Annotated in this window: 18 protein-coding genes and 1 tRNA gene; 11 read left to right on the forward strand and 8 right to left on the reverse strand. The window is 72.0% G+C overall.

Going from position 1 to position 20,355, the window contains the following annotated elements:
- Positions 1–39 precede the first annotated feature (39 nt).
- Both BIU94_RS18070 and BIU94_RS17985 read left to right on the forward strand, forming a co-directional pair.
- A complete protein-coding gene (locus BIU94_RS18070) occupies positions 40–1,572 on the forward strand; it encodes a hypothetical protein (RefSeq protein ID WP_139196304.1) in 1,533 nt (510 codons plus the stop codon).
- Complete coding sequence (locus tag BIU94_RS17985) at positions 1,569–2,279, forward strand: pentapeptide repeat-containing protein (RefSeq protein ID WP_254784752.1); 711 nt, start codon at positions 1,569–1,571, stop codon at positions 2,277–2,279. The genes BIU94_RS18070 and BIU94_RS17985 overlap by 4 nt, the downstream gene beginning before the upstream one ends.
- A 31-nt stretch (positions 2,280–2,310) precedes the next feature.
- Here BIU94_RS17985 and BIU94_RS04710 read toward each other — a convergent pair whose 3' ends face one another.
- On the reverse strand, positions 2,311–3,798 hold the full coding sequence (locus BIU94_RS04710) for a glycosyltransferase family 39 protein (protein WP_071254739.1): 1,488 nt from the start codon (positions 3,796–3,798) through the stop codon (positions 2,311–2,313).
- Between the two features lie 56 nt (positions 3,799–3,854).
- Between BIU94_RS04710 and BIU94_RS04715 the strand changes: the two genes are divergently transcribed.
- Positions 3,855–4,334 (forward strand): hypothetical protein, encoded by a 480-nt coding sequence (locus tag BIU94_RS04715; RefSeq protein WP_071254775.1) that lies wholly within the window; start codon positions 3,855–3,857, stop codon positions 4,332–4,334.
- A gap of 40 nt (positions 4,335–4,374) precedes the next feature.
- On the opposite strand, the gene def is transcribed toward BIU94_RS04715, so the two are convergent.
- Entirely contained in the window at positions 4,375–4,950 is a 576-nt protein-coding gene (gene def, locus BIU94_RS04720; protein ID WP_071254778.1) for a peptide deformylase, read from the reverse strand.
- Between the two features lie 39 nt (positions 4,951–4,989).
- Here def and BIU94_RS04725 point away from each other — a divergent pair, with 39 nt between their 5' ends.
- The 6 genes from BIU94_RS04725 to BIU94_RS04750 all read left to right on the forward strand — a co-directional run bounded on the left by BIU94_RS04725 (position 4,990) and on the right by BIU94_RS04750 (position 9,990).
- On the forward strand, positions 4,990–5,904 hold the full coding sequence (locus tag BIU94_RS04725) for a multidrug DMT transporter permease (protein ID WP_175472191.1): 915 nt from the start codon (positions 4,990–4,992) through the stop codon (positions 5,902–5,904).
- Between the two features lie 139 nt (positions 5,905–6,043).
- The gene (locus BIU94_RS04730; protein WP_071254780.1) at positions 6,044–7,255 is read left to right on the forward strand and encodes a glycosyltransferase; all 1,212 of its coding nucleotides are present in this window, start codon (positions 6,044–6,046) and stop codon (positions 7,253–7,255) included.
- A 9-nt stretch (positions 7,256–7,264) separates the two neighbouring features.
- Positions 7,265–7,339, forward strand: a tRNA-Ile gene (locus tag BIU94_RS04735).
- A gap of 1 nt (position 7,340) precedes the next feature.
- Positions 7,341–8,471, forward strand: a complete 1,131-nt coding sequence (locus BIU94_RS04740) for an AI-2E family transporter (protein ID WP_254782930.1) — start codon at positions 7,341–7,343, stop codon at positions 8,469–8,471.
- A complete protein-coding gene (locus BIU94_RS04745) occupies positions 8,468–9,295 on the forward strand; it encodes a DUF1684 domain-containing protein (protein WP_071254786.1) in 828 nt (275 codons plus the stop codon). The genes BIU94_RS04740 and BIU94_RS04745 overlap by 4 nt, the downstream gene beginning before the upstream one ends.
- Positions 9,296–9,489: 194 nt before the next feature.
- Positions 9,490–9,990, forward strand: a complete 501-nt coding sequence (locus BIU94_RS04750; protein ID WP_071254789.1) for a DUF3145 domain-containing protein — start codon at positions 9,490–9,492, stop codon at positions 9,988–9,990.
- Between the two features lie 743 nt (positions 9,991–10,733).
- Here BIU94_RS04750 and BIU94_RS04755 read toward each other — a convergent pair.
- The 6 genes from BIU94_RS04755 to aceE all read right to left on the reverse strand — a co-directional run bounded on the left by BIU94_RS04755 (position 10,734) and on the right by aceE (position 18,650).
- Positions 10,734–11,978, reverse strand: coding sequence for a beta-ketoacyl synthase (locus BIU94_RS04755; protein WP_071254792.1), 1,245 nt, complete (start codon positions 11,976–11,978; stop codon positions 10,734–10,736).
- An 86-nt stretch (positions 11,979–12,064) separates the two neighbouring features.
- Entirely contained in the window at positions 12,065–12,313 is a 249-nt protein-coding gene (locus BIU94_RS04760; RefSeq protein WP_017886710.1) for an acyl carrier protein, read from the reverse strand.
- A gap of 186 nt (positions 12,314–12,499) precedes the next feature.
- A complete protein-coding gene (locus tag BIU94_RS04765; protein WP_254782929.1) occupies positions 12,500–13,579 on the reverse strand; it encodes a beta-ketoacyl-ACP synthase III in 1,080 nt (359 codons plus the stop codon).
- Positions 13,576–14,535: an ACP S-malonyltransferase gene (locus BIU94_RS04770; RefSeq protein WP_071254795.1), complete on the reverse strand. Its 960-nt coding sequence runs from the start codon at positions 14,533–14,535 to the stop codon at positions 13,576–13,578. The genes BIU94_RS04765 and BIU94_RS04770 overlap by 4 nt, the downstream gene beginning before the upstream one ends.
- A 133-nt stretch (positions 14,536–14,668) precedes the next feature.
- The gene (locus tag BIU94_RS04775; protein ID WP_071254797.1) at positions 14,669–15,898 is read right to left on the reverse strand and encodes a CdaR family transcriptional regulator; all 1,230 of its coding nucleotides are present in this window, start codon (positions 15,896–15,898) and stop codon (positions 14,669–14,671) included.
- Positions 15,899–15,905: 7 nt separating this feature from the next.
- The gene (aceE, locus tag BIU94_RS04780) at positions 15,906–18,650 is read right to left on the reverse strand and encodes a pyruvate dehydrogenase (acetyl-transferring), homodimeric type (protein WP_071254800.1); all 2,745 of its coding nucleotides are present in this window, start codon (positions 18,648–18,650) and stop codon (positions 15,906–15,908) included.
- Positions 18,651–18,891: 241 nt separating this feature from the next.
- On the opposite strand from aceE, the gene BIU94_RS04785 reads away from it, so the two are divergent.
- Positions 18,892–19,380, forward strand: coding sequence for a peroxiredoxin (locus tag BIU94_RS04785; protein WP_071254803.1), 489 nt, complete (start codon positions 18,892–18,894; stop codon positions 19,378–19,380).
- Positions 19,381–19,426: 46 nt separating this feature from the next.
- Positions 19,427–20,353, forward strand: coding sequence for an alpha/beta fold hydrolase (locus BIU94_RS04790; protein WP_083404584.1), 927 nt, complete (start codon positions 19,427–19,429; stop codon positions 20,351–20,353).
- The last annotated feature ends 2 nt before the right edge of the window (positions 20,354–20,355 follow it).

A 20,355-nucleotide genomic window follows, 5' to 3' on the forward strand; every position in this document is an offset into this window, starting at 1 on the left:
GGGGGCGCGATCGGACTCCGCGATAGCATTTCCCTTGCTATGACAATGACTCGGGTGCCGCTGCACGCCCGCCCGGGCCGCCGGGCCGGCACGGGGGTCGCCGCCCGCCTCGACCGGGTGCTGTCCTCGCGAGCCGCCTTCGTCGTGGTGCTCGTCGTCTTCGTGCTGATGGGCTTCGGCTTCGCCGCGGTCTTCCACGTGCACGCCACCGCTGCTCCCGACGAGCGCGGGCACGTCTGGAACATCCTGCTCTACGCCGAGCGCCCGCTCGGTGCGGGGCCGTTCCTCGACCGGATGGACACGTCCCAGCTCTGGATGGGCGAACTCGTCCGCTCGCCCCTGTACCTGTACCACTACCTCATGTCGTTCCCGGCACGGGTCGCGCTCGGCCTCGGCCTGGGGTACGAACAGGTGGTCGTCGTACTCCGGGCCGTCGACGTGCTGTGGACGGCCCTCGGGCTCGTCGCGCTCCGGTCGCTGTTCCGCGGCGCCGGTGTCCCGACGTCGATCGGGCTGCTCGCCGTCGTCGCGACCGCCTTCACCGGCCGGTTCGCCTGGCAGGCGGCGACCGTCAGCTACGACGGTCCGGCGATGGCCGCGCTGTTCGTGTTCGCCGCCGTGGCCGTCCGGTTCGTCCGCGGCGGCGGGCTGCGCACCCTCGGCTGGCTCGTCGTCGCCGCCCTCGCCGCGCTGCTCCTGAAGTACTCGCAGGCACCCTTCGTGCTCGCCGGCGGGTTCTTCGCGGTGCTGCTGCGCTACCGGGCGGACGGCTGGACCTGGCTGCGGCAGCCGGTGGCACGCACCGTCCGCGGCGCGCGGGAGCGGCCGTGGGCGACGGCGACCCTCGTCGTGGTCGGCGGTGTGCTGGCAGCCCTCGCCGTCGAGCGCTTCGGGGTGAACCTGCTGCAGTTCCACGCGGTGAACCCGTCCTGCACCGCGCTGCACACGCGCGCGGACTGCATGGACTACGCGATCTTCCGGCGCAACTACGCGGCGACGAGGGCGCACGAGCTCGCCGAGGTGGCCGGCACGCTCCCGCCGTTCGACCCGGTCGCGTTCCTCGGCTCGTGGGTCGCCACGTACTTCAAGTCGCTCTTCTTCTTCTGGGGTGCGTCGCTGCCGTGGCAGCCGGAGCCCGCGGTCGTGCTCGCCGGCGCCGTGGCCGTCCTCGTCGCGGCCGTGGTCGCCGCCACCCAGCTGCGACGCGTGCTCGCGAACCCGGCGCTCGCGTGGTGCGCGGCCGTCGCCGGCACCTACGTGTTCGCGGTCCTCTGCTTCAACGCCGCGACGATGGTGAACCTCGGGCAGACGTACGCGTTCTCCGGGCGCTACCTGCTGCCCGCGATGCCGCTCGCGGTCGCCGTCGTGCTCGTCGGTGTCCACTCGTGGCTGCGCCGCCTGCCGCGACGGGCACGGGTGGTGCTCACGGTCGTGGTCGGCGTCGTGCTCGCGGCGCTCTTCGTCCTGTACAACCCGGTGAGCGCGTTCTTCCCGTCGGCACGCTCGGCCGCCTGGTACTCCGGGTGGGCGCTCGAGGTGCTGCCGCACTGGTTGACCGGGGTCGACCCGTGACCGGGCGCCCGCGTGTGCGGGGCGTGGTCGTCGGGATCGCGTCCGTCGCCTTCGTCGCGGCGATCGGGGTCGCGGCGTTCCTGCGGCCGGGCAGCGACGGCGGCAGCGTGCACGAGGTCGACGGCTGCGCCGTCGTCTCCGCCCCGGGCCCCGAGGTCGCGACGTCCTGTCCGGCGGCGCGGCTGTCCGGCGTCGACCTGGCCGCCGCGGACCTGCGGCTCGCGCAGCTCGAGCGGGTCGACCTGCGCGCCGCCGACCTGTCGGACGCCGTGCTCTACGGCGCGGACCTGCGCCGGGCCGACCTGCGCGGGGCGGACCTGCGCGGCGCCGACCTGCACGCGGCCGACCTGCGCGCCGCCGACCTCCGCGACGCCCGGCTGTCCGCCGCGGACCTGTCGTCCGCGCGGCTCGACGGGGCCGAGCTCGACGGCGCGGACCTGTCCGGTGCACGGATCGAGTCCCTCGACGCCCCCGACACGCTCCTGGACCCCCCGCCGATCGCACTCCGGAGCCCCGACGGTCGGCCGGTCCGCACCGTCCTGCGCCTCGCGCTGCCGACGGGGGTGACCGCACCGCGCTGCACCGACCGGGTGGTGACCGCCGCCGTCGGCGAGACGAGCGTGCGGTGCCGACTGCAGACCGACGCACGGCTCGGCGGCCGGCTCGAGGTCCCCGTGGTCGTGACCGTCAGCGGTCCCACGGGCTGAGTGCGCCCCCGCACGCCGGGACGGTGGTCCGTCAGCGCTCGATGCTCAGGGTGCCGTCGACGTTGTTGTCGACGATCGTGCCCTGCTCCGGCACGTAGACGTCGAGGTAGTCGAGCCGGAAGTGCTCGAGCTCGTCGGCGTGCTCGTCGAGGAACGTCCGCACCTGCGCGGGCATCGTCCGGCGCGTGTCCGAGCCGACCACCACGGCGTCGAACGGGCCGTTCTCCGGTCGCATCGAGCCGCGGTCCCCGAAGTAGATGCGCCACGTGTTCGCGCTGAAGCGGCTGAACAGGACGCCCTCGGTGCCGTGCCCCCGGACGGTCAGCGCGTCGGTCAGCAGGGCGATCCCGCTCGGCCGGGTCTCGGCCACGGCGACCCCGAGCCGCCCCACCGGGACGAGCAGCCCGGCGACGAGCACGAGTGCCGCCACGCGACCGAGCGGCGGTCGCACCGACGCCAGGCGCGCGTACCCGATCGCCGCGAGGGCGATGACGAGCGGCATCCACGCGTCGTAGTAGTAGGGGAGCGACACGTTCGCGACGACGACGTAGAACACGAGGAACACGCCGAGGGCGATGCCGAGGTAGGCCACGAGCCGGTCGGGGCGGACGGCGAGCGCGCAGACGACCCCGACCACGAGCAGGCCGAGGAGCAACCAGCCGGTCCCGGCGAACAGGAACGCGAAGTTCGCCCACCACGGCGCGCGCTCGAACACGGTCCCGAGGATCGTCGTCGGGTGGCCGTGCGCGTTCTGCTGCGCCTGGAAGGCGAGCATGTGCCCGATCGCGGAGAACAGCCCGACCGGCAGGTAGAGCAGGACGAACACGACGACGAACGGCACGCCGCCCCAGAGCGCCCCGACCCCGAGGTCCTTCCAGCGACGCGCCAGCAGCGGCAGCGCCCCGATCGCGAGGACCAGGACCGCCGTGGAGACCTTCGAGGTGACTGACAACGCGAGCAGGGCCCCGGCCGCGGCGACCCACCAGCGGTTGCCGGTCCGCATCCAGCGCCAGGCGGCCGCGAGCGACGCCACCGCGAAGAACACCATGAGCGGTTCGAGCATCGCGAACCGGTCGATTCGAGCGCCGATCACCGACCCGGCGTCGGCCCAGGTGGCCCCGGCGGCACGCGGGGTCAGCCACCAGGCGCCCGCGGCGAGCAGCCCGGTCCAGAACCCGACTTCGCGCCGGAGCCAGACGAACAGCACCGCACCGGTGGCGAGCATCGCGACCGCGGCCACGAGCCGCGGACCGAGCGGGCCCTGACCGACGAGGAGCTGCGCGATGCCGTAGAGGTACTTCGCGGTCGGCGGGTGCTCGAGGTTGAGCGAGAAGTCGCCGTGCACGTAGGCCCAGCTCGCCCGCAGGTAGATGAACTCGTCGTTCACGATCGTGGCGCGCCCCAGGTGCCAGAACGCGACGAACAGCGCTGCGGCGGCGACCACGACGAAGGCGGTGCCGCGCAGCGGACGGGAGTGCAGACGGGGGATGACGACCTCCAGGGCGCAGGGCTCCGTCAATCATGGCAGGACCGACCGTGCGGGTCCTGTCGGCGTGTTGCTGTTAGCGTTCTCAGGTGCTCCGATCCCGTCCGCCCCGTGCCGCGCTCCTCGGCGTGCTGCTCGTGACGGTCCTCGCGGCCTGCAGCGGGCAGGGAGCCGACGCCGATCCGACCGAGGGGCCGACCGGCTCCGAGAGCGTCGTCAGCGACGGCGCATCACCCGTCGTGTTCGCCTTCGAGTGCGACGACGGCGGCGACCGCGAGCGCTACACGACCTACTCCGCGGTGTGGGAGGCCGAGCGCTCGTCGTGCACGGCGCACCGGCTCACCGGAGCGGTGCCCTCGGAGCAGCAGCAGGCGGCGGTGCGTGCCGCGGGCGGGGCCGCGACCCTCGTCGAGCTGGCCGCGACGTGCGCGGACACCGGCACCGCACCGTGGACGACCGCGGTGACCACGCGGCGCGGGGCGCAGCTCGCCGCAGCGCTCCTGCGGTACTGCCCCGGGCACCCGGAGACCGACCAACTGCGGGACGCGCTCATCACGTACCGGGGCTGAGCCGGGCCTCCCGGTCGCCCGTCGGGTGCTCGAGCGGGCGTCAGCCCTCGGGGTGGTCGCGACCGGGCAGCCACGACTGGCCGGGGCCGCCCCAGCTGCTCTTGCGGATCGCCTTCGCGACCTGCTTGCCGTACGGGTGCACGAGGCGGTCGGCGTACAGCCAGCCGTCGAGGTGGTCGTACTCGTGCTGGAAGATGCGCGCGAGCCAGCCGTGGGCCTCGACCTCGAACGGCTCGCCGTGCTCGTCGACCGCACGCAGCAGGGCGCCCTCGGACCGGCGCAGCGGGAAGCGCTCGCCCGGGATCGACAGGCAGCCCTCGGACTCGTCGTCCTCGTCGAGCTCCTCGACGGACTCGGGGACGGGGGGCGTCGTCCACAGCACGGGGTTGACGGCGACGCCGCGGTGCAGGACCTCGTCGTCGTCGGTGTACGAGTACACGAAGAGGCGCTTGCCGACGCCGACCTGCGGGCCGGCCAGGCCGACACCGGGGGCCAGGTCCATCGTCTCGTACATGTCGGCGACGAGCGTGCGGAGGTCGTCATCGAACGCGGTGACCTCGGCTGCACGCTCGTGCAGGACGGGTTCGCCGGTGATGCGGATCGGGAGAACGGCCATTCACCCAGGTTATCCGGCGGCGGACGGTAGCCTCGACGCGTGACGACGGACCTCCAGCTGCCGGATGCGGTCAACAACCTGACCCCCTTCCAGGCGCTCATGATCCCCGTCGCCCTGATCGGCGCGGTCTTCCTGTCGCTCGGCGCCCAGTTCCAGAGCCGCGGGGTGCAGCGGGTCGAGGCGCGCCTCGGTCGGCAGTCGAAGGGCCTGAGCGTCCGGCACGTCGTCGGGCTGCTGTCGAGCGGCTACTGGGTCCTCGGCACCCTCATGCTCGGCATCGCCGTCGTCCTGCAGCTCGTCAGCATCACGAACGCACCGCTCATCGTCGTGCAGCCGCTCGGCGCGGTCGCCCTCGTCATCACGACGTGGTTCTCCTCGCGGTCGTCCGGGGTCCCGCTCGGGCAGGCGGCACGGCGCGCGGTCTGGACCTGCATCATCGGCGTCGGCATCTTCGTCGGCATCGCCGCCTTCGTCGGGCACGAGAGCGCCATCACCCGGCAGCAGCTCGTCACCGTCCTGGTGGTGCTCGCCGTCGTGCTCGTCCTCGTGCTGGCGACCTTCCGCCTCGTGGCGAAGCACCGCAACGCGCTCTACTACATCGCCGGGGCCGGGGTCCTCTACGGGTTCGTGGCCACCCTGGCGAAGGTCGTGCTGAACCGGTTCGTGAACGGCACGTTCGACTGGCTGACGGTGCTCGCCATCGTCGGCGTGGTCGTCGCGGCGTCGCTCGGCGGGTACTTCGTGCAGAACGCCTACTCGAGCGGGTCTGCCGACCTCGTCATCGCGGGCCTCACCGTCATCGACCCGATCGTCGCGGTCGGCATCGGCGTCGTCGTGCTCGACGAGGCCGCCGGGGCGCCGTGGTTCGCCGTCGCCGGGTTCGTCGTCGCGGCGGCCATCGCGATCACCGGGGTGTTCCTGCTCGCGAAGCACCACCCGGAAGCCCGGCGCTGACCCGCGGGGCCGCGTGCCCCGTCGCCGAGGTGCGTGCTCCGTGACGCCCGCATCCGCCGCGCGGCTGACGCGGGCGTCGATCCTGGTGCGCTAGCGTTCCAGACCGACCCGCTTCCCCCATGAGAGGACGACGCCCGCCGTGTCAGGAGACGCCACCACCGCCGCCCCCGGACCGACGGACGCGACCGGCGACACCCGCCGCCTGCGCGTCATGATCGCCGCCGACACGTTCCCGCCCGACGTCAACGGCGCGGCGACGTTCGCCGAGCAGCTCGCCGTCGGACTCGCCGAGCGCGGGCACGAGGTCCACGTCGTCGCCCCGGCGTCGAGCAGCCACCACGGCACCTTCGACGAGGAGCACCAGGGCGTGACCCTCGTCGTCCACCGCCTGAAGTCCTACAAGTGGCCGCTGCACGCCTGGCTCCGCTTCGTCTGGCCGTGGAGCGTCCGCAAGTGGACCGGCCCGATCCTCGACGCCGTGCGGCCCGACGTCCTGCACATCCAGTCGCACGTCGTCATCGGCCGCGGCATCGTGCACGAGGCGAAGGAGCGCGGCATCCGCGTCGTCGCCACGAACCACTTCATGCCCGAGAACCTGCTCGAGTACACGCCGTTCGGCAAGTGGACCCTGCCGATCGCGTTGAAGATCGCCTGGAACGACGCAGCGAAGACCTACCGCCAGGCCGACACCATCACGACCCCGACGAACCTGGCCGCCGACTACCTGCGCCGGGCCATCGCCGGCCAGCAGGTGCTCGCGATCTCCTGCGGCATCGACGCGACCCGCTACGTCGCCCGTCCGGGACGCCCGCCGGGCAACGACGTCGTCTTCGTCGGCCGGGTCGCGCCGGAGAAGAACCTCGACGTCCTGGTGCGCGCGATGGCGCTGCTGCCCGGCTCGCTCGGCGCCACGCTGTCGATCGTCGGCGACGGCGAGATGATCCCGAAGCTCACGGCACTGGCGAAGGAGCTCGGCCTCGAGGACCGGGTCCGGTTCCTCGGGTTCGTCTCCGACGAGGACAAGCGCACCGCCCTGACGAACGCCACCGTCTTCGCGATGCCGTCGACCGCCGAGCTGCAGAGCATCTCGTCGCTCGAGGGCATGGCCTCCGGGCTGCCGGTGGTCGCGGCCGACTCGATGGCGCTGCCGCACCTCATCGACGGCAACGGGTACCTGTTCGCCCCGGGCGACGAGCACGACCTCGCCGCCAAGCTCGAGGCCGTGCTCACCGCGTCGGACGCCGACTACACCGCCATGCGTGACCGCAGCCTCGCGATGATCGAGGCACACGACATCAACCGCACGCTCTCGACCTTCGAGGCGCTGTATCGTGGGGAAACGGTGGCCTGACGGCTTCCGGGGGCGGTAGCCAAGCTGGTCAAGGCAGTCGGCTCATAACCGAACGATCCGCGGGTTCAAGTCCCGCCCGCCCCACGTGCAGTTGAAACGCAAGCGCGATGACGACCCCGACGGCGTCGGCCCCACACCGAACGTCACCTTCGAGGTGACGCGAGGTGGCACCGGCGTGCGCGTGAACGCCTTCCGCCTCGGGTTCATGGGCGCGATCGGCGTGCTCGTCGCGCTGCTCGCGGGCTCGATCATCCACGAGCTGAGCACGGTGCTCGTCTACATCGGCGTCGCCCTCTTCCTCGCGCTCGGCATCGACCCGCTCGTCTCGTTCCTCGAGCGGGTCATCCCGCGCTGGGCGGCGATCACGATCGTCGTCGTCGGCGTGCTCGCCGCGTTCGCCGGGGTCGTTCTCGCGGTCGTCCCGATCCTCGTCGAGCAGGCGACGAACCTGATCCAGAACTTCCCCGAGATCGTCGACGACATCTCGAAGCAGCAGTGGGTGCAGGACCTGTCGAAGCAGCTCGCCGGGTCCTTCGACATCGACCACGCCCTCGACTCGGCGCAGACCTTCGTCGAGAACCCGGGCAACCTGCTCAGCGTCGGTGGCGGGATCCTCGCCGTCGGCAGCGGCATCCTGTCCGGGGTGACCGGCGCGCTGATCGTGCTCATCCTCATGCTGTACTTCCTGGCCTCGATGCGCGGCATGAAGCGGGCCGCTTACCGGTTCGTGCCGGCGTCGCGACGCGAGAACTTCATCGACGTGAGCGAGCAGATCACCCAGGCGGTCGGCCGCTACGTCGTCGGGCAGGTCTCGCAGGCGCTCATCAACGGCGTGCTCAGCCTCGGCTGGCTGCTCATCATCGGCGCGCCGCTGCCGGTGCTGCTCGCCTCGTTCGCGTTCCTCGGCTCGCTCATCCCGCTCGTCGGCACCCTGAGCGCCGCCGTCGTCATCTCGGTGCTCTGCCTGTTCGCCTCACCGGTGACGGCCCTCGCCGCAGCGGTCTACTACCTCGTGTACATGCAGGTCGAGGCCTACCTCATCTCGCCGCGCATCATGTCCCGCGCGGTGCAGGTCCCCGGCGCCCTCGTGGTCATCGCCGCGGTCGCCGGCGGCACGATCGGCGGCGTACTCGGCGCCCTCGTCGCCCTGCCCGTCGCCGCGTCGGTGATCATCATCGTGCAGAAGGTCATCTACCCGCGGCAGGAACTGGCATGACCGGCACCACCGACGCCGCGTTCAGCGAGCACGTCGCCGGTCGCGACCGGTGGGCGCGCGGTCCGCGCGGCCCGCTCGCGCTCGTCAACGCGCAGCGCGTCGACCTGCCGCAGCCGGTCTGGCCGGTGCCGGGCACCTGGGCGCCCGCGTCCGGCGGCCTGACGGTCACGGCCACGGCGGACGACGGCGTCGTGGTCGACGGGGTCCCGGTCGACGGCACCGTGCTCGTCGCGGGCGACACCGCGGTCGTCCCGTCCGAGGTCGCCTTCCCCGACGGGATGGCCGGCACGGTCTCCGGGTCCACGCTGCGCGTCTGGGACCCGCGCGCCGAGCCGATCGGCCGCTTCGCCGGCATCGCCCGGTTCGCGCGGTCCGACGACGTGGTCACCACCGGCAGCTACGTGCCGGTCGACGACGGCGACGACCAGGAGGCCCGGGGCAGCGTCCTCGACGCAGCCGGCGACGCGCTCCCGGTCGCCGGGCACGTCGAGACGGCCTTCGGCACGACGACCGTGCGGTTCGTCGCGGTCCGGTCGGCCGCGTTCCGCGGCGCTGCCCGCCTGCAGCTCATCGTGCAGGACGCCACGAGCGCCCTGCCCGAGGACGACCCCGGCAGCTCGTACTCGATGGGTCGGTTCCTGTACCTCGACGACCCGGGGCACGCCGCGTCGGTGGAGCTCGACTGGAACCTGCTCGTCCTGCCCCCGTGCGCGTTCTCGTACCAGTTCGCCTGCCCGATCCCGCCGCCCGAGAACCGCGTGCCGGTGCCGATCGCCGCGGGGGAGCGCCACCCCGTCGACGCGGACGGCGCCGTCCTGCACTGACGGCGGCGGTGTCGTCGCGCACCGGTCGGTTAGGGTCGCTGCGGTCCTTGCCGTTCCCAGCGGGGACGCTGCATAATGGGCGTGTCCTTCTCGGACATCACAATCGGATACCGATGGTTCCGCGGCCGCTCGGCCCACGGATCCTCCACACAGCAGGTCGATGGGGAAGTCGCACCTGACGTATCGGAGGAACCGTGAACGGAACGACGACCGGGGTGCTCTACGTGCACTCCGCACCACGCGCGCTCTGCCCGCACGTCGAATGGGCAGCAGGTCGCGCCATGAACCGTGCCGTGAACTTCTCGTGGCTCGACCAGCCGGCGCAGGACGGCGCCCGTCGCACGGAGTTCACGTGGTCCGGTGCGGTCGGCGCGGGTGCCGCGATCGCCTCGGCGCTGCGCGGGTGGGAGCACCTGCGGTACGAGGTCACCGAGGAACCGACCGACACATCGGACGGCGGTCGGTGGATGCACACGCCCGACCTCGGGGTGTTCTACGCCCAGACCGACGTCACGGGCAACATGGTCATCCCCGAGGACCGCGTCCGCTACGCCATGGAGGTCGCCGGCAGCAACGCCCTCGAACTCCACCGCGAACTCCGGCTGGCGCTCGGCCAGGCCTGGGACGACGAGCTCGAGCCCTTCCGCCACGCCGCCGAGGGGAACCCCGTCGTCTGGCTGCACCGGGTCGGCTGACCGCGGGCTGGTCCCGTTCGGTCGTGTTCGGTCTGGCGTCCGGTCTCGTCCGGTCTCGCAAAAGCGACAGTCTTCGCCGAACAGTTCGCGTGCACCTGTCGCTTTGACGGCACCGTCGCCGTCGGGACCGGGAGCAGTGTCGCTTCTGCGGTACCGACGGCGTGCGGCTCCGGGCGCGGTCCGCAGCGTTCGTCGAGGTTGGTACCCGAGCCGCCGCCGCCGTCTTGCTCGCGATAGCGACAGTCTTCGGCGAACAGTTCGCGTGCACCTGTCGCTCTGACGGCACCGGCGCCGTCAGGACCGGGAGCAGTGTCGCTTCTGCGGCACACCGACGGCGTCCTCCCGGAACCGCGGTCTGCAGTGCTCGTCGAGGTTCGTTCCCGAGCCGCCGCCGTCTTGCTCGCGGAAGCGACAGTCTTCGGCGAACAGTTCGCGGGAGCCTGTCGCTCTGACGGCACCGTCGCCGTCGGGACCGGGAGCAGTGTCGCTTCTGCGGCACCCACGGCGTCCGGCTCCGGGCGCGGTCCGCAGCGCTCGTCGAGGCTCGTTCCCGAGCCGCCGCCGCCGTCTTGCTCGCGGAAGCGACAGTCTTCGGCGAACAGTTCGCGTGCACCTGTCGCTTTCGCGGCACCCACCACTCGGCACCCACCACCCACCGCCGACGCCCGCGCCGACCCGGCCCGGGAACGACAGGAGGCCCGCCCCGACGACGCGGGGCGGGCCTCCTGGCCGGGTGTGACGGATCAGACGCTGCGGAACGCGACCACGGCGTTGTGCCCACCGAAGCCGAACGAGTTGCTCACCGCGAGCAGGTCGCCGGACGGGAGCGGCCGGGGCTCGCGCGCGACGTCCATGACGATCTCCGGGTCCTGGTCGTTCAGGTTGATCGTCGGCGGGGCGACGCGCTCGTGCAGCGCGAGGACGGTGAAGACCGCCTCGATCGCACCGGCGCCACCGAGCAGGTGCCCGGTCGAGGCCTTGGTGGCCGACACGACGACGTCGTCGAGGTGGTCGCCGAAGACCCGGCGCATCGCGTGGTACTCGGCGACGTCACCGACCGGGGTGGAGGTGGCGTGCGCGTTGACGTGGACGACGTCCTCGCGGCTCGCGCCGGCGTGTTCGAGCGCGGTGATGACGGCGCGGGCGGCGGCGCTGCCCTCGGGGTCCGGCGCGGTGATGTGGAAGGCGTCGGAGGTGATGCCGGCTCCGGCGACTTCGGCGTAGATCGTGGCGCCGCGTGCCTCGGCGTGCTCCTTCGACTCGAGGATGAGCGCTGCTGCGCCGTCGCCGAGCACGAAGCCGTCACGCGTGACGTCGTACGGACGCGACGCGGTCTCGGGGGAGTCGTTGCGGCGCGACAGGGCCTGCATGGCCGCGAAGGCCGCGAGGGGCAGCGGGTGCAGGGCGGCCTCGGCGCCACCGGTGATGACGATGTCCGCGTCGCCGTCGGCGACGTGGCGGTACGCCTCGGCCAGGGACTCGGTGGAGGACGCGCACGCCGACAGGTAGGTGCGGGCGCCACCTCGGGCACCGAACTCCATCTCGATGGCGGCGGCGGGGCCGTTCGCCATGAGCATCGGGACCGTCATCGGCAGGACGCGGCGCGGGCCCTTCTCGCGCAGGGTGTCCCACGCGTCGAGCAGGGTGTTCACGCCCCCGATGCCGGTCGCCCAGTCGACGATGAGGCGCTCGGGGACGACGGACTCGGCGTCGATGCCGGCGTCGGCCCAGGCCTCACGTGCGGCGACGAGCGACAGCTGCGACGACGGGTCGAGGCGCTTCGACTCCGGACGGGTGAGCTGGTCGGTGAGGAACCGACGTGCCTGACCGGCGAACTCGACGGGGAGTTCGAGCTCGGCGTAGCGCGGGTCCTCGATGCGGGTGATGCCGGACTTGCCGGCGAGCAGCGCTTCCCACGTCTCCGGGGCGGTCGCTGCGAGCGGTGAGATCGCACCGATGCCGGTGACGACGACGGTCTTCTTGGTCATGAACGACGGGTTCTTTCGTTGGGGTGAACGAGATGAGCGCCGCGGCCGAGGGGGACCCGCGGGCCGCGGCGCTCAGGAAGCTCGTGTCAGGCCTGGGCCTTGACGATGTAGTCGACCGCGTTGCCCACGGTCTTGAGGTTCTTGACCTCTTCGTCGGGGATCTTCACGTCGAACTTCTCCTCGGCGTTCACGACGATGGTCATCATCGAGATCGAGTCGATGTCGAGGTCGTCCGTGAAGGACTTGTCGGCGGCGACGGTGTCGGTGGCGATACCGGTCTCGTCGTTGATCAGCTCGGCCAGGCCGGCGAGGACTTCTTCGTTGGACAGGGCCATGAGTTTCTCCTTGGGGGGTGTCGTTTGACCGTGGACCAGCCTAGGGCACGAGTGGCACTCGCGCCCGGAGGCTGATCGGGTGGTCGCTCCCGCGGTGCCGGAGCGACCTGGTCGCATCGGCGGTGGTGCTGCCGGGGCGACCTGGTCGCGTCGGCGGTGGTGCTGCCGGGCGACCGGATGGATGGGCTAGGGGAGGACGACCACCTGCGCGCCGAACACCAGGCCGGCGCCGAAGCCGATCTGCAGGGCGAGACCGCCCGACAGCTCGGGGTGCTCGTCGAGCAGGCGGTGTGTGGCGAGCGGGATGCTCGCGGCGGAGGTGTTGCCGGTGGTGGTGATGTCGCGGGCGATCATCACGGACTCGGGCAGGCCGAGCTGCTTGGCGAACTCGTCGATGATGCGGATGTTCGCCTGGTGCGGGACGAACGCGGCGAGGTCGGCCGCGGTGACGCCGGCGGTCTCGAGCGCCTGTCGGGCGACCTTGACCATCTCCCACACCGCCCAGCGGAACACCGTCTGGCCGGCCTGGCGCATGGTCGGGCGGGGTGCGCCGGCCTCCCACTCGTTGTAGGTGGCCGTCATGCCGATGGCGTCCCACTTGGAGCCGTCGGAACCCCAGATCGTCGGCGCGATGCCGGGGAAGTCGCTCGGGCCGACGACCGCCGCACCGGCGCCGTCGCCGAGCAGGAACGAGATGGAGCGGTCGGTCGGGTCGACGAGGTCGCTGAGCTTCTCGGCGCCGACGACGAGCACGTGGTCGGCGATGCCGGACTTCACGAACGAGTCGGCCTGGGCGATGCCGTAGGCGTACCCCGCGCACGCGGCGCTGATGTCGTAGGCCGCGGCCGGCGTCGCGCCGATGCGTTCGGCGAGCAGCGACGCGAGCGACGGGGTCGCCACCGTGTGCGACACCGTGCTGACGAGGATCACGCCGATCTGCTCGGGGCGCAGCCCGGCCTTCTCGATGGCCTCGCGCGCGGCGGTCTCGGCCAGGTCGACTGCCTCGACGTCGCGCCCCGCGCGCTTGCGCGTGATGATGCCGGTGCGCTGGCGGATCCACTCGTCGGACGAGTCGATCGGTCCGACGAGGTCGTCGTTCGGCACGACGTTCTCGCCGCGGGCCGCGCCGAAGGCGAGGATGCGGGTGTACTCGTGGCCGCGGCGCTGCTGCAGGAGCGGTCGCCCGGTCGGTGCGGCGCCGGTCGTGCCCGCGGTTCCGGACGGGAGGCCCGTGGTGGCGTCGGTCGGGTCGGTCACGTCGGTCATGCGGTTGCGTCTGCTTCCTGGGTGGATCCGGTCTCGTCGGCCGCCTGCTGCAGCAGGTCGATCGCGGCGGGCAGGTCGTCGGGGGTCTTGATCGCGACGGTCGGCGTGCCGCGCAGGCCGCGCTTCGCGAGGCCGACGAGGGCCCCGGCGGGGGCGAGCTCGACGATGCCGGTCACGCCGGCGGCGGCGAACGACTCCATGACGGCGTCCCAGTGCACCGGGTTCGCGATCTGCTGCACCATGAGGTCGACGAAGCGGCGGCCGTCGTCGACGCGCGAGCCGTCGGCGTTCGTCCAGATCGGCAGCGTCGGGTCGTGCACGGTGGCGGCTGCGGCCACCGGGGCGACGCGGGCGACGGCGGAGGTCATGTACCGGGTGTGGAACGCCCCGGCGACGGCGAGCGGCACGACGCGGGCCCGCGCGGGCGGGTCGGCGGCGAGGGCGGCGATGGCGTCGGCGGCGCCGGCGACGACGGTCTGACCGCCACCGTTGTGGTTCGCGGGGACGAGCCCGTGTGCGTCGAGGGCGGCGGCGACGGCGTCGGCGTCCCCGCCGAGCACGGCGGCCATCGACGTCGGCTCGAGGGCCGCGGCGTCGGCCATCGCCCGCCCGCGTGCGGCGACGAGGGCGACCGCGTCGGTCGGCTCGAGCACGCCGGCGACGGCGGCGGCGGTGAACTCGCCGACCGAGTGTCCGGCGACACCGCCGACCAGTCCGCGACGACCGTCGGCGAGCAGCGCGTCGGCGGTGACGAGACCGGCGGCGACGATGAGGGGCTGGGCGAGCGCGGTGTCCTTGATGGTGTCCGCGTCGGAGGTCGTGCCGTGCGCGGCGAGGTCCACCCCGATGGACTCGGACCACTGGCCCACTCGTTCACGGACGGCGGCGTCCTCGAGCCAGGGGGCGAGGAAGCCGGGGGTCTGGGAGCCCTGTCCGGGCGCGACGACGACGATCACCGGACAATCCTGTCGCCGATGGCCCGCGGGGCTCGTGTGGACATCCGACACGAAACCCCGCGGGACGTTGTGGTGATCCTCAGTCCGGCGCACCGGTGCAGTCCAGCGCGGCGGTCCGGCGCAGCGGTCCTGTTCAGCGGCGCGGCGCGGTGCGCCGGCGACCGGCGGCCGACTCGGACATCGCACCCAGGATCAGGGCGGACTGCACGATGAGGGCGTCGCGGGCGTGCGTGGCGTCCCACCCGATGATGTCGGCCACGCGCCGCAGGCGGTATCGCACCGTGTTCGGGTGCACGAAGAGCTCACGGGCGGTGGCCTCGAGCGACCGACCGGTGTCGAGGTAGCACCACAGGGTCTGCAGGAGCTCGGTCGACTGGTCCTTGAGCGGGACGTAGATGCGCTGCACGAGGGCGGAACGGGCGAGCGGGTCGCCGGCCAGTGCACGTTCCGGCAGCAGGTCGTCGGCGAGGGCCGGACGCGGCACCCCGCGCCACGCCCGTGCCACGGCGAAGCCGGCCAGGGCGGCCTTGGCGCTCGTCGACGCGTCGACGACACCGGGGACCTCGTTGCCGAGCACGAGGTGGCCCTCACCGAACAGCGGTTCGAGGGCCTGCGCGATGGTCGTGAAGGAGACGGGCTCCTCACCCTCGGGCACGTCGTCGCGCGGGGTGGCCCGGCCGATCACGACGACGAGCCGCGAGCCCTGCACCCCGACGAGCACGTCGGCGTCCAGGTGGCGTGCGGTGCGTCGGACCTGGTCGACCTCGAGCTGCTTCGGCGCGGTGCCGACGAGCACCGCGACCTCGCCGTGGCCGTGCCACCCGAGGGCGGCGATGCGGGACGGCAGTTCGTCGTCGTACTCGCCGGACAGGATCGAGTCGACCACGAGCGCCTCGAGCCGGGCGTCCCACAGCCCGCGGGCCTCGGCCGCCCGGGCGTAGACGTCGGCGGCGGCGAAGGCGATGTCCCGCGAGTACTTGAGGATCGCCTCCTGCAGCATCTCGTCGTCGGCGGCGCGTTCCTCGACCACGGTGACCACGACGCGGATGAGCTGCAGGGTCTGCTGCAGGCTCACCGAGCGGAGGAGCTCACGCGGTGCCGAGCCGAAGACGTCGGCCGCCGCGATCCACGGCGTCGACGCGGTGCCCTCGAGCCAGCTGATGAACGAGGTGATGCCGGCCTGGGCGACCAGACCGACGGCGGAGCGACGCCCCGGCGGCATCTCGCTGTACCACGGCAGGGTGTCCTCGAGGCGCTTGATCGTCGCGGTCGAGAGTTCGCCCGACACCTGCCGGAGCCAGGAGAGCGCGCGTTCGCGGTCGCTCTGCTGGGCTCCGGCAGGGTCGGTGCGGGGTGTCGTCACCGGGTGATCAGCTCTCGCCGCCGGCGCTGCCCGTGGTGCCGGCGGTCACGTCGTGCAGCCGGTACTTGTCGATCGCCTGCTGCACGAGTGCCTGGTCGACCTTGCCCTGCTTCGCCAGCTGCTGCAGCGTCCGCACGACGACCGAGGGGCCGTCGATGTGGAAGAAGCGGCGGGCTGCCGGACGGGTGTCCGAGAAGCCGAAGCCGTCGGCGCCCAGCGTGGCGTAGTCGGTCGGGACGAACGGACGGATCTGCTCCTGCACCGCGTGCATGAAGTCGCTCACGGCGACGACGGGGCCCTCGGTGCCGAGCAGGCGCTCGGTGACGTAGGGCGTACGCGGCGATTCGCCCGGGTTGAGGAACGCCTGCTGCTCCGCGTCGAGACCGTCGCGGTAGAGCTCACCCCAGCTCGTGACGCTCCAGACGTCGGCGGAGACGCCCCAGTCCTCGGCCAGCAGCTGCTGTGCCTCGAGGATCCACGGCACCGCCACACCCGATGCGAGCAGCTGGGCCTTCGGCCCGTCGTGCTCGCTCGGCTTGAGCAGGTACATGCCCTTGACGATGCCCTCGGCGTCGACGCCCTCCGGTTCGGCCGGCTGGACGATCGGCTCGTTGTAGACCGTCAGGTAGTACATGACGTTCGGGTCGGCGTGCTTCGCGCTGCCGTCCTCGTTCGTGCCGTACATCCGGTCGAGGCCGGCCTTGACGATGTGCCCGATCTCGTAGCCGTACGCGGGGTCGTACGCCACCACGGCCGGGTTCGTCGTCGCGAGCAGCAGCGAGTGGCCGTCGGCGTGCTGCAGGCCCTCGCCCGTCAGCGTCGTGCGACCGGCGGTGGCGCCGATCATGAAGCCGCGGGCCATCTGGTCACCGGCGGCCCAGATCGCGTCGCCGGTGCGCTGGAAGCCGAACATCGAGTAGAAGACGTAGACCGGGATGAGCGGTTCGCCCTGCGTCGAGTACGAGGTGCCGACGGCGGTGAACGCCGCGAGGGCACCGGCCTCGTTGATGCCGACGTGGATGATCTGGCCCTGCGGGCTCTCCTTGTAGGCCAGGAGGAGCTCACGGTCGACCGACGTGTAGTGCTGGCCGTTCGGGTTGTAGATCTTCGCCGTCGGGAAGTAGGCGTCCATGCCGAACGTGCGGGCCTCGTCCGGGATGATCGGCACCACGCGGTCGCCGAAGTCGGGCGAGCGCAGCAGGTCCTTCAGCAGACGGGCGAACGCCATGGTGGTGGCGATCTCCTGCTTGCCGGAGCCCTTCTTGACGACCTGGTACTTCGAGTCCTCGGGGAGGGTGATCGAGGTGTACTTGGTGCGGCGCTCCGGCACGTACCCGCCGAGCGCGCGACGACGCTCGTGCATGTACTGGATCGCCTCGTCGTCGTTGCCCGGGTGGTAGTACGGCGGCGTGTAGGGGTTCTCCTCCAGCTGGGCGTCGGAGATCGGGATGCGCATCTCGTCGCGGAACTGCTTGAGGTTGTCGAGCGTGAGCTTCTTCATCTGGTGGGTCGCGTTGCGGCCCTCGAAGCTCGGGCCGAGGCCGTAGCCCTTGACCGTCTTCGCCAGGATGACCGTCGGCTGGCCCTTGTGCTCGGTCGCGGCCTTGAACGCGGCGTAGACCTTGCGGTAGTCGTGGCCACCGCGCTTGAGGTTCCAGATCTGGTCGTCGGAGTAGTCCGACACGAGCTCGAGCGCCTTCGGGTCGCGCCCGAAGAAGTTCTCGCGGACGTACGCGCCGTTCTCGGCCTTGTACGTCTGGTAGTCGCCGTCCGGCGTCTGGTTCATCAGGTTGAGGAGCGCGCCCTCGGTGTCGCGGGCGAGCAGGTCGTCCCACTCGCGGCCCCAGACGACCTTGATGACGTTCCAGCCCGCACCGCGGAAGAACGCCTCGAGCTCCTGGATGATCTTGCCGTTGCCGCGGACCGGACCGTCGAGACGCTGCAGGTTGCAGTTGATCACGAAGTTCAGGTTGTCGAGGCCGTCGTTCGCGGCGACCTGGAGCTGCCCGCGGGACTCGACCTCGTCCATCTCGCCGTCGCCGAGGAAGGCCCAGACCTGCTGGTCGGAGGCGTCCTTGATGCCGCGGTTCGACAGGTACTTGGCCTGCTGCGCCTGGTAGATCGCGTTGATCGGACCGATGCCCATCGACACGGTCGGGAACTGCCAGAAGTGCGGCATGAGGCGCGGGTGCGGGTACGACGAGAGGCCGCCGCCGGCGTGGGACTTCTCCTGCCGGAAGCCGTCGAGCTGGTCCTCGCCGAGGCGCCCTTCCATGTAGGCACGGGCGTACATGCCGGGGGAGGCGTGGCCCTGGAAGAAGACCTGGTCGCCGCCGGACTCGTGGTCCTGCGCGCGGAAGAAGTGGTTGTAGCCGACCTCGTACATGGCGGCGCTCGACGCGTACGTCGAGATGTGGCCGCCGACGCTGATGCCCGGCCGCTGCGCGCGGTGCACCGTGATCGCCGCGTTCCAGCGGATCCACCGGCGGTAGCGGCGCTCGAGCTCTTCGTCCCCGGGGAACTCCGGCTCGTTCTCCGGCGCGATGGTGTTCACGTAGTCCGTCGTCGGGACCATCGGCACACCGAGGTGCAGTTCCTTGGACCGCTTGAGCAGGCTCAGCATGATCTCGCGACCGCGCTGGTGGCCGTGGGTCGCGACCAGTCCGTCGAGGGACTCACGCCATTCGGCGGTCTCCTCGGGGTCCTGGTCGTTCGCCCCGGTGCTGTACGGGTCCTGGTCGTTCACCGTCACCCTTGACCTCGTTCGTTCTCGTGGTGGTGGACATGGCGGCTCCGGTGGTCGGGTCACGACCGGCTGGGGCCCCGTCCACTCTAGGCCCCAGCACCGACGGCGATGCTGATGGTGTCGTGCACGTGGACGGGTGCTTGCATTCGGGTGACGTCGGCGTACGATTGCCGATCGTGCGTCCGCGACCCGCGAGCGCACGGACCGACGGGCACACCCGACGCCCGAGGAAGAAGCACACGCACCGATGGCACTGGAGATCGGCTCACTCGCGCCGGACTTCGAGCTCCCGAACCAGTTCGGCGAGCACGTCCGACTCAGCGACTTCCGCGGCACCCGCCCCGTCGCCCTCGTCTTCTTCCCCCTCGCGTTCTCGTCGAACTGCACGAACGAGCTCTGCGCCCTGCAGGACAACGTCGCGATGTTCCAGGACCAGCGTGTCGAGCTCATCGGCATCTCCGTCGACTCGAAGGCGACGCTGCGCTCCTTCGCCGAGGTCAACGGCTACGACTTCGAGCTCCTCGCCGACTTCTGGCCGCACGGCGCCGTCTCGAAGGAGTACGGCGTGTTCCTCGAGCACAAGGGCTTCGCCACCCGCGCGACCTTCGTCATCGACGTCCAGGGCCGCATCAAGGCGTCGATCATCACCGAGCCCGGGCTCCAGCGCGACGTCGCCGAGTACAGGGCGGCGCTCGACCGGCTCGCCGCCTGCTCCGCACCCGTCCCCGTCGGCTAGCGTTCCGAATCCCTCCGAGACGCTCCCGCGTCGGACAGGAGGCCCGGTGCACACCACCGACAGCGACCCGCGACCGCGCGTGGTCGCCCCTACCGCGTACGCCCCGTACCCGGTGTCGCCGACGCCGGACACGTGGCGGCTGCGTCGGAGCGTCGTGCCGACCGCGACCGGACCGGTCGTCGTGCACCACCGGCCCGGCCCGGAGCCGCTCCTGCTGCTGCACGGTGTGGCCGGTTCCTGGTCGACCTGGACACCGCTGCTCACCGCGGCGCACGGGGTCGGTGACCGCGGCCTCGTCCTCGTCGACCTGCCCGGGTGGGGGTCCTCTCCCGCACCCGACGGCCCGTTCGACCTGGACGACGTCGCCCGCGTGCTGACGACGGTGCTCGACGCCCTCGCGGTGCCGACCGTGGACGTCGTCGGGCACTCGATGGGGGCCTTCGTCGGCATGCACCTCGCCGTGGCCGCACCGGACCGGGTGCGCTCGGTGGCGCTGGTCTCCGGCACCACCGTCGCGACCGCCGCCGCGGCACGCCGCCCGCTGCGCGGTCTGCGCACCCTGCCGGCCTTCACCCTGCTGCGCGCCGGACTCGCCGTGACGGGCGAGGCCGGGCGACCGATCCTGCGCGGGTGCGCGCGGGTGGGACTCCTGCCGCTGCTCGCCGCCCCGGTGTTCACCGCCGTCCGGCGGTTGGACCCGAGCGTCCTCGACGCCTTCGTCGAGGAGCTCCGGCCGACCCGCTTCGTCGACGCCGCCCGTGCCGCCGCGCGCTACGACCTCGAGCGTTGGCGGGCGGTCGCCGTCCCGGTCACGGCGATCGCCGGGCGCGACGACGTGTTCGCCCGCCGGTCGGACCTCGACGCCCTGCGTGCGATCGTGCAGCAGACGCGGACGGTGCTGCTCGACGCGTGCGGGCACTTCGCCCACGTCGAGCAGCCGGACGCGGTCGCCCGCGCCCTCGGTCTCGCCTGAAC

It is taken from the genome of Curtobacterium sp. MMLR14_006 (assembly GCF_001864985.1).
Classification (GTDB): Bacteria; Actinomycetota; Actinomycetes; order Actinomycetales; family Microbacteriaceae; genus Curtobacterium.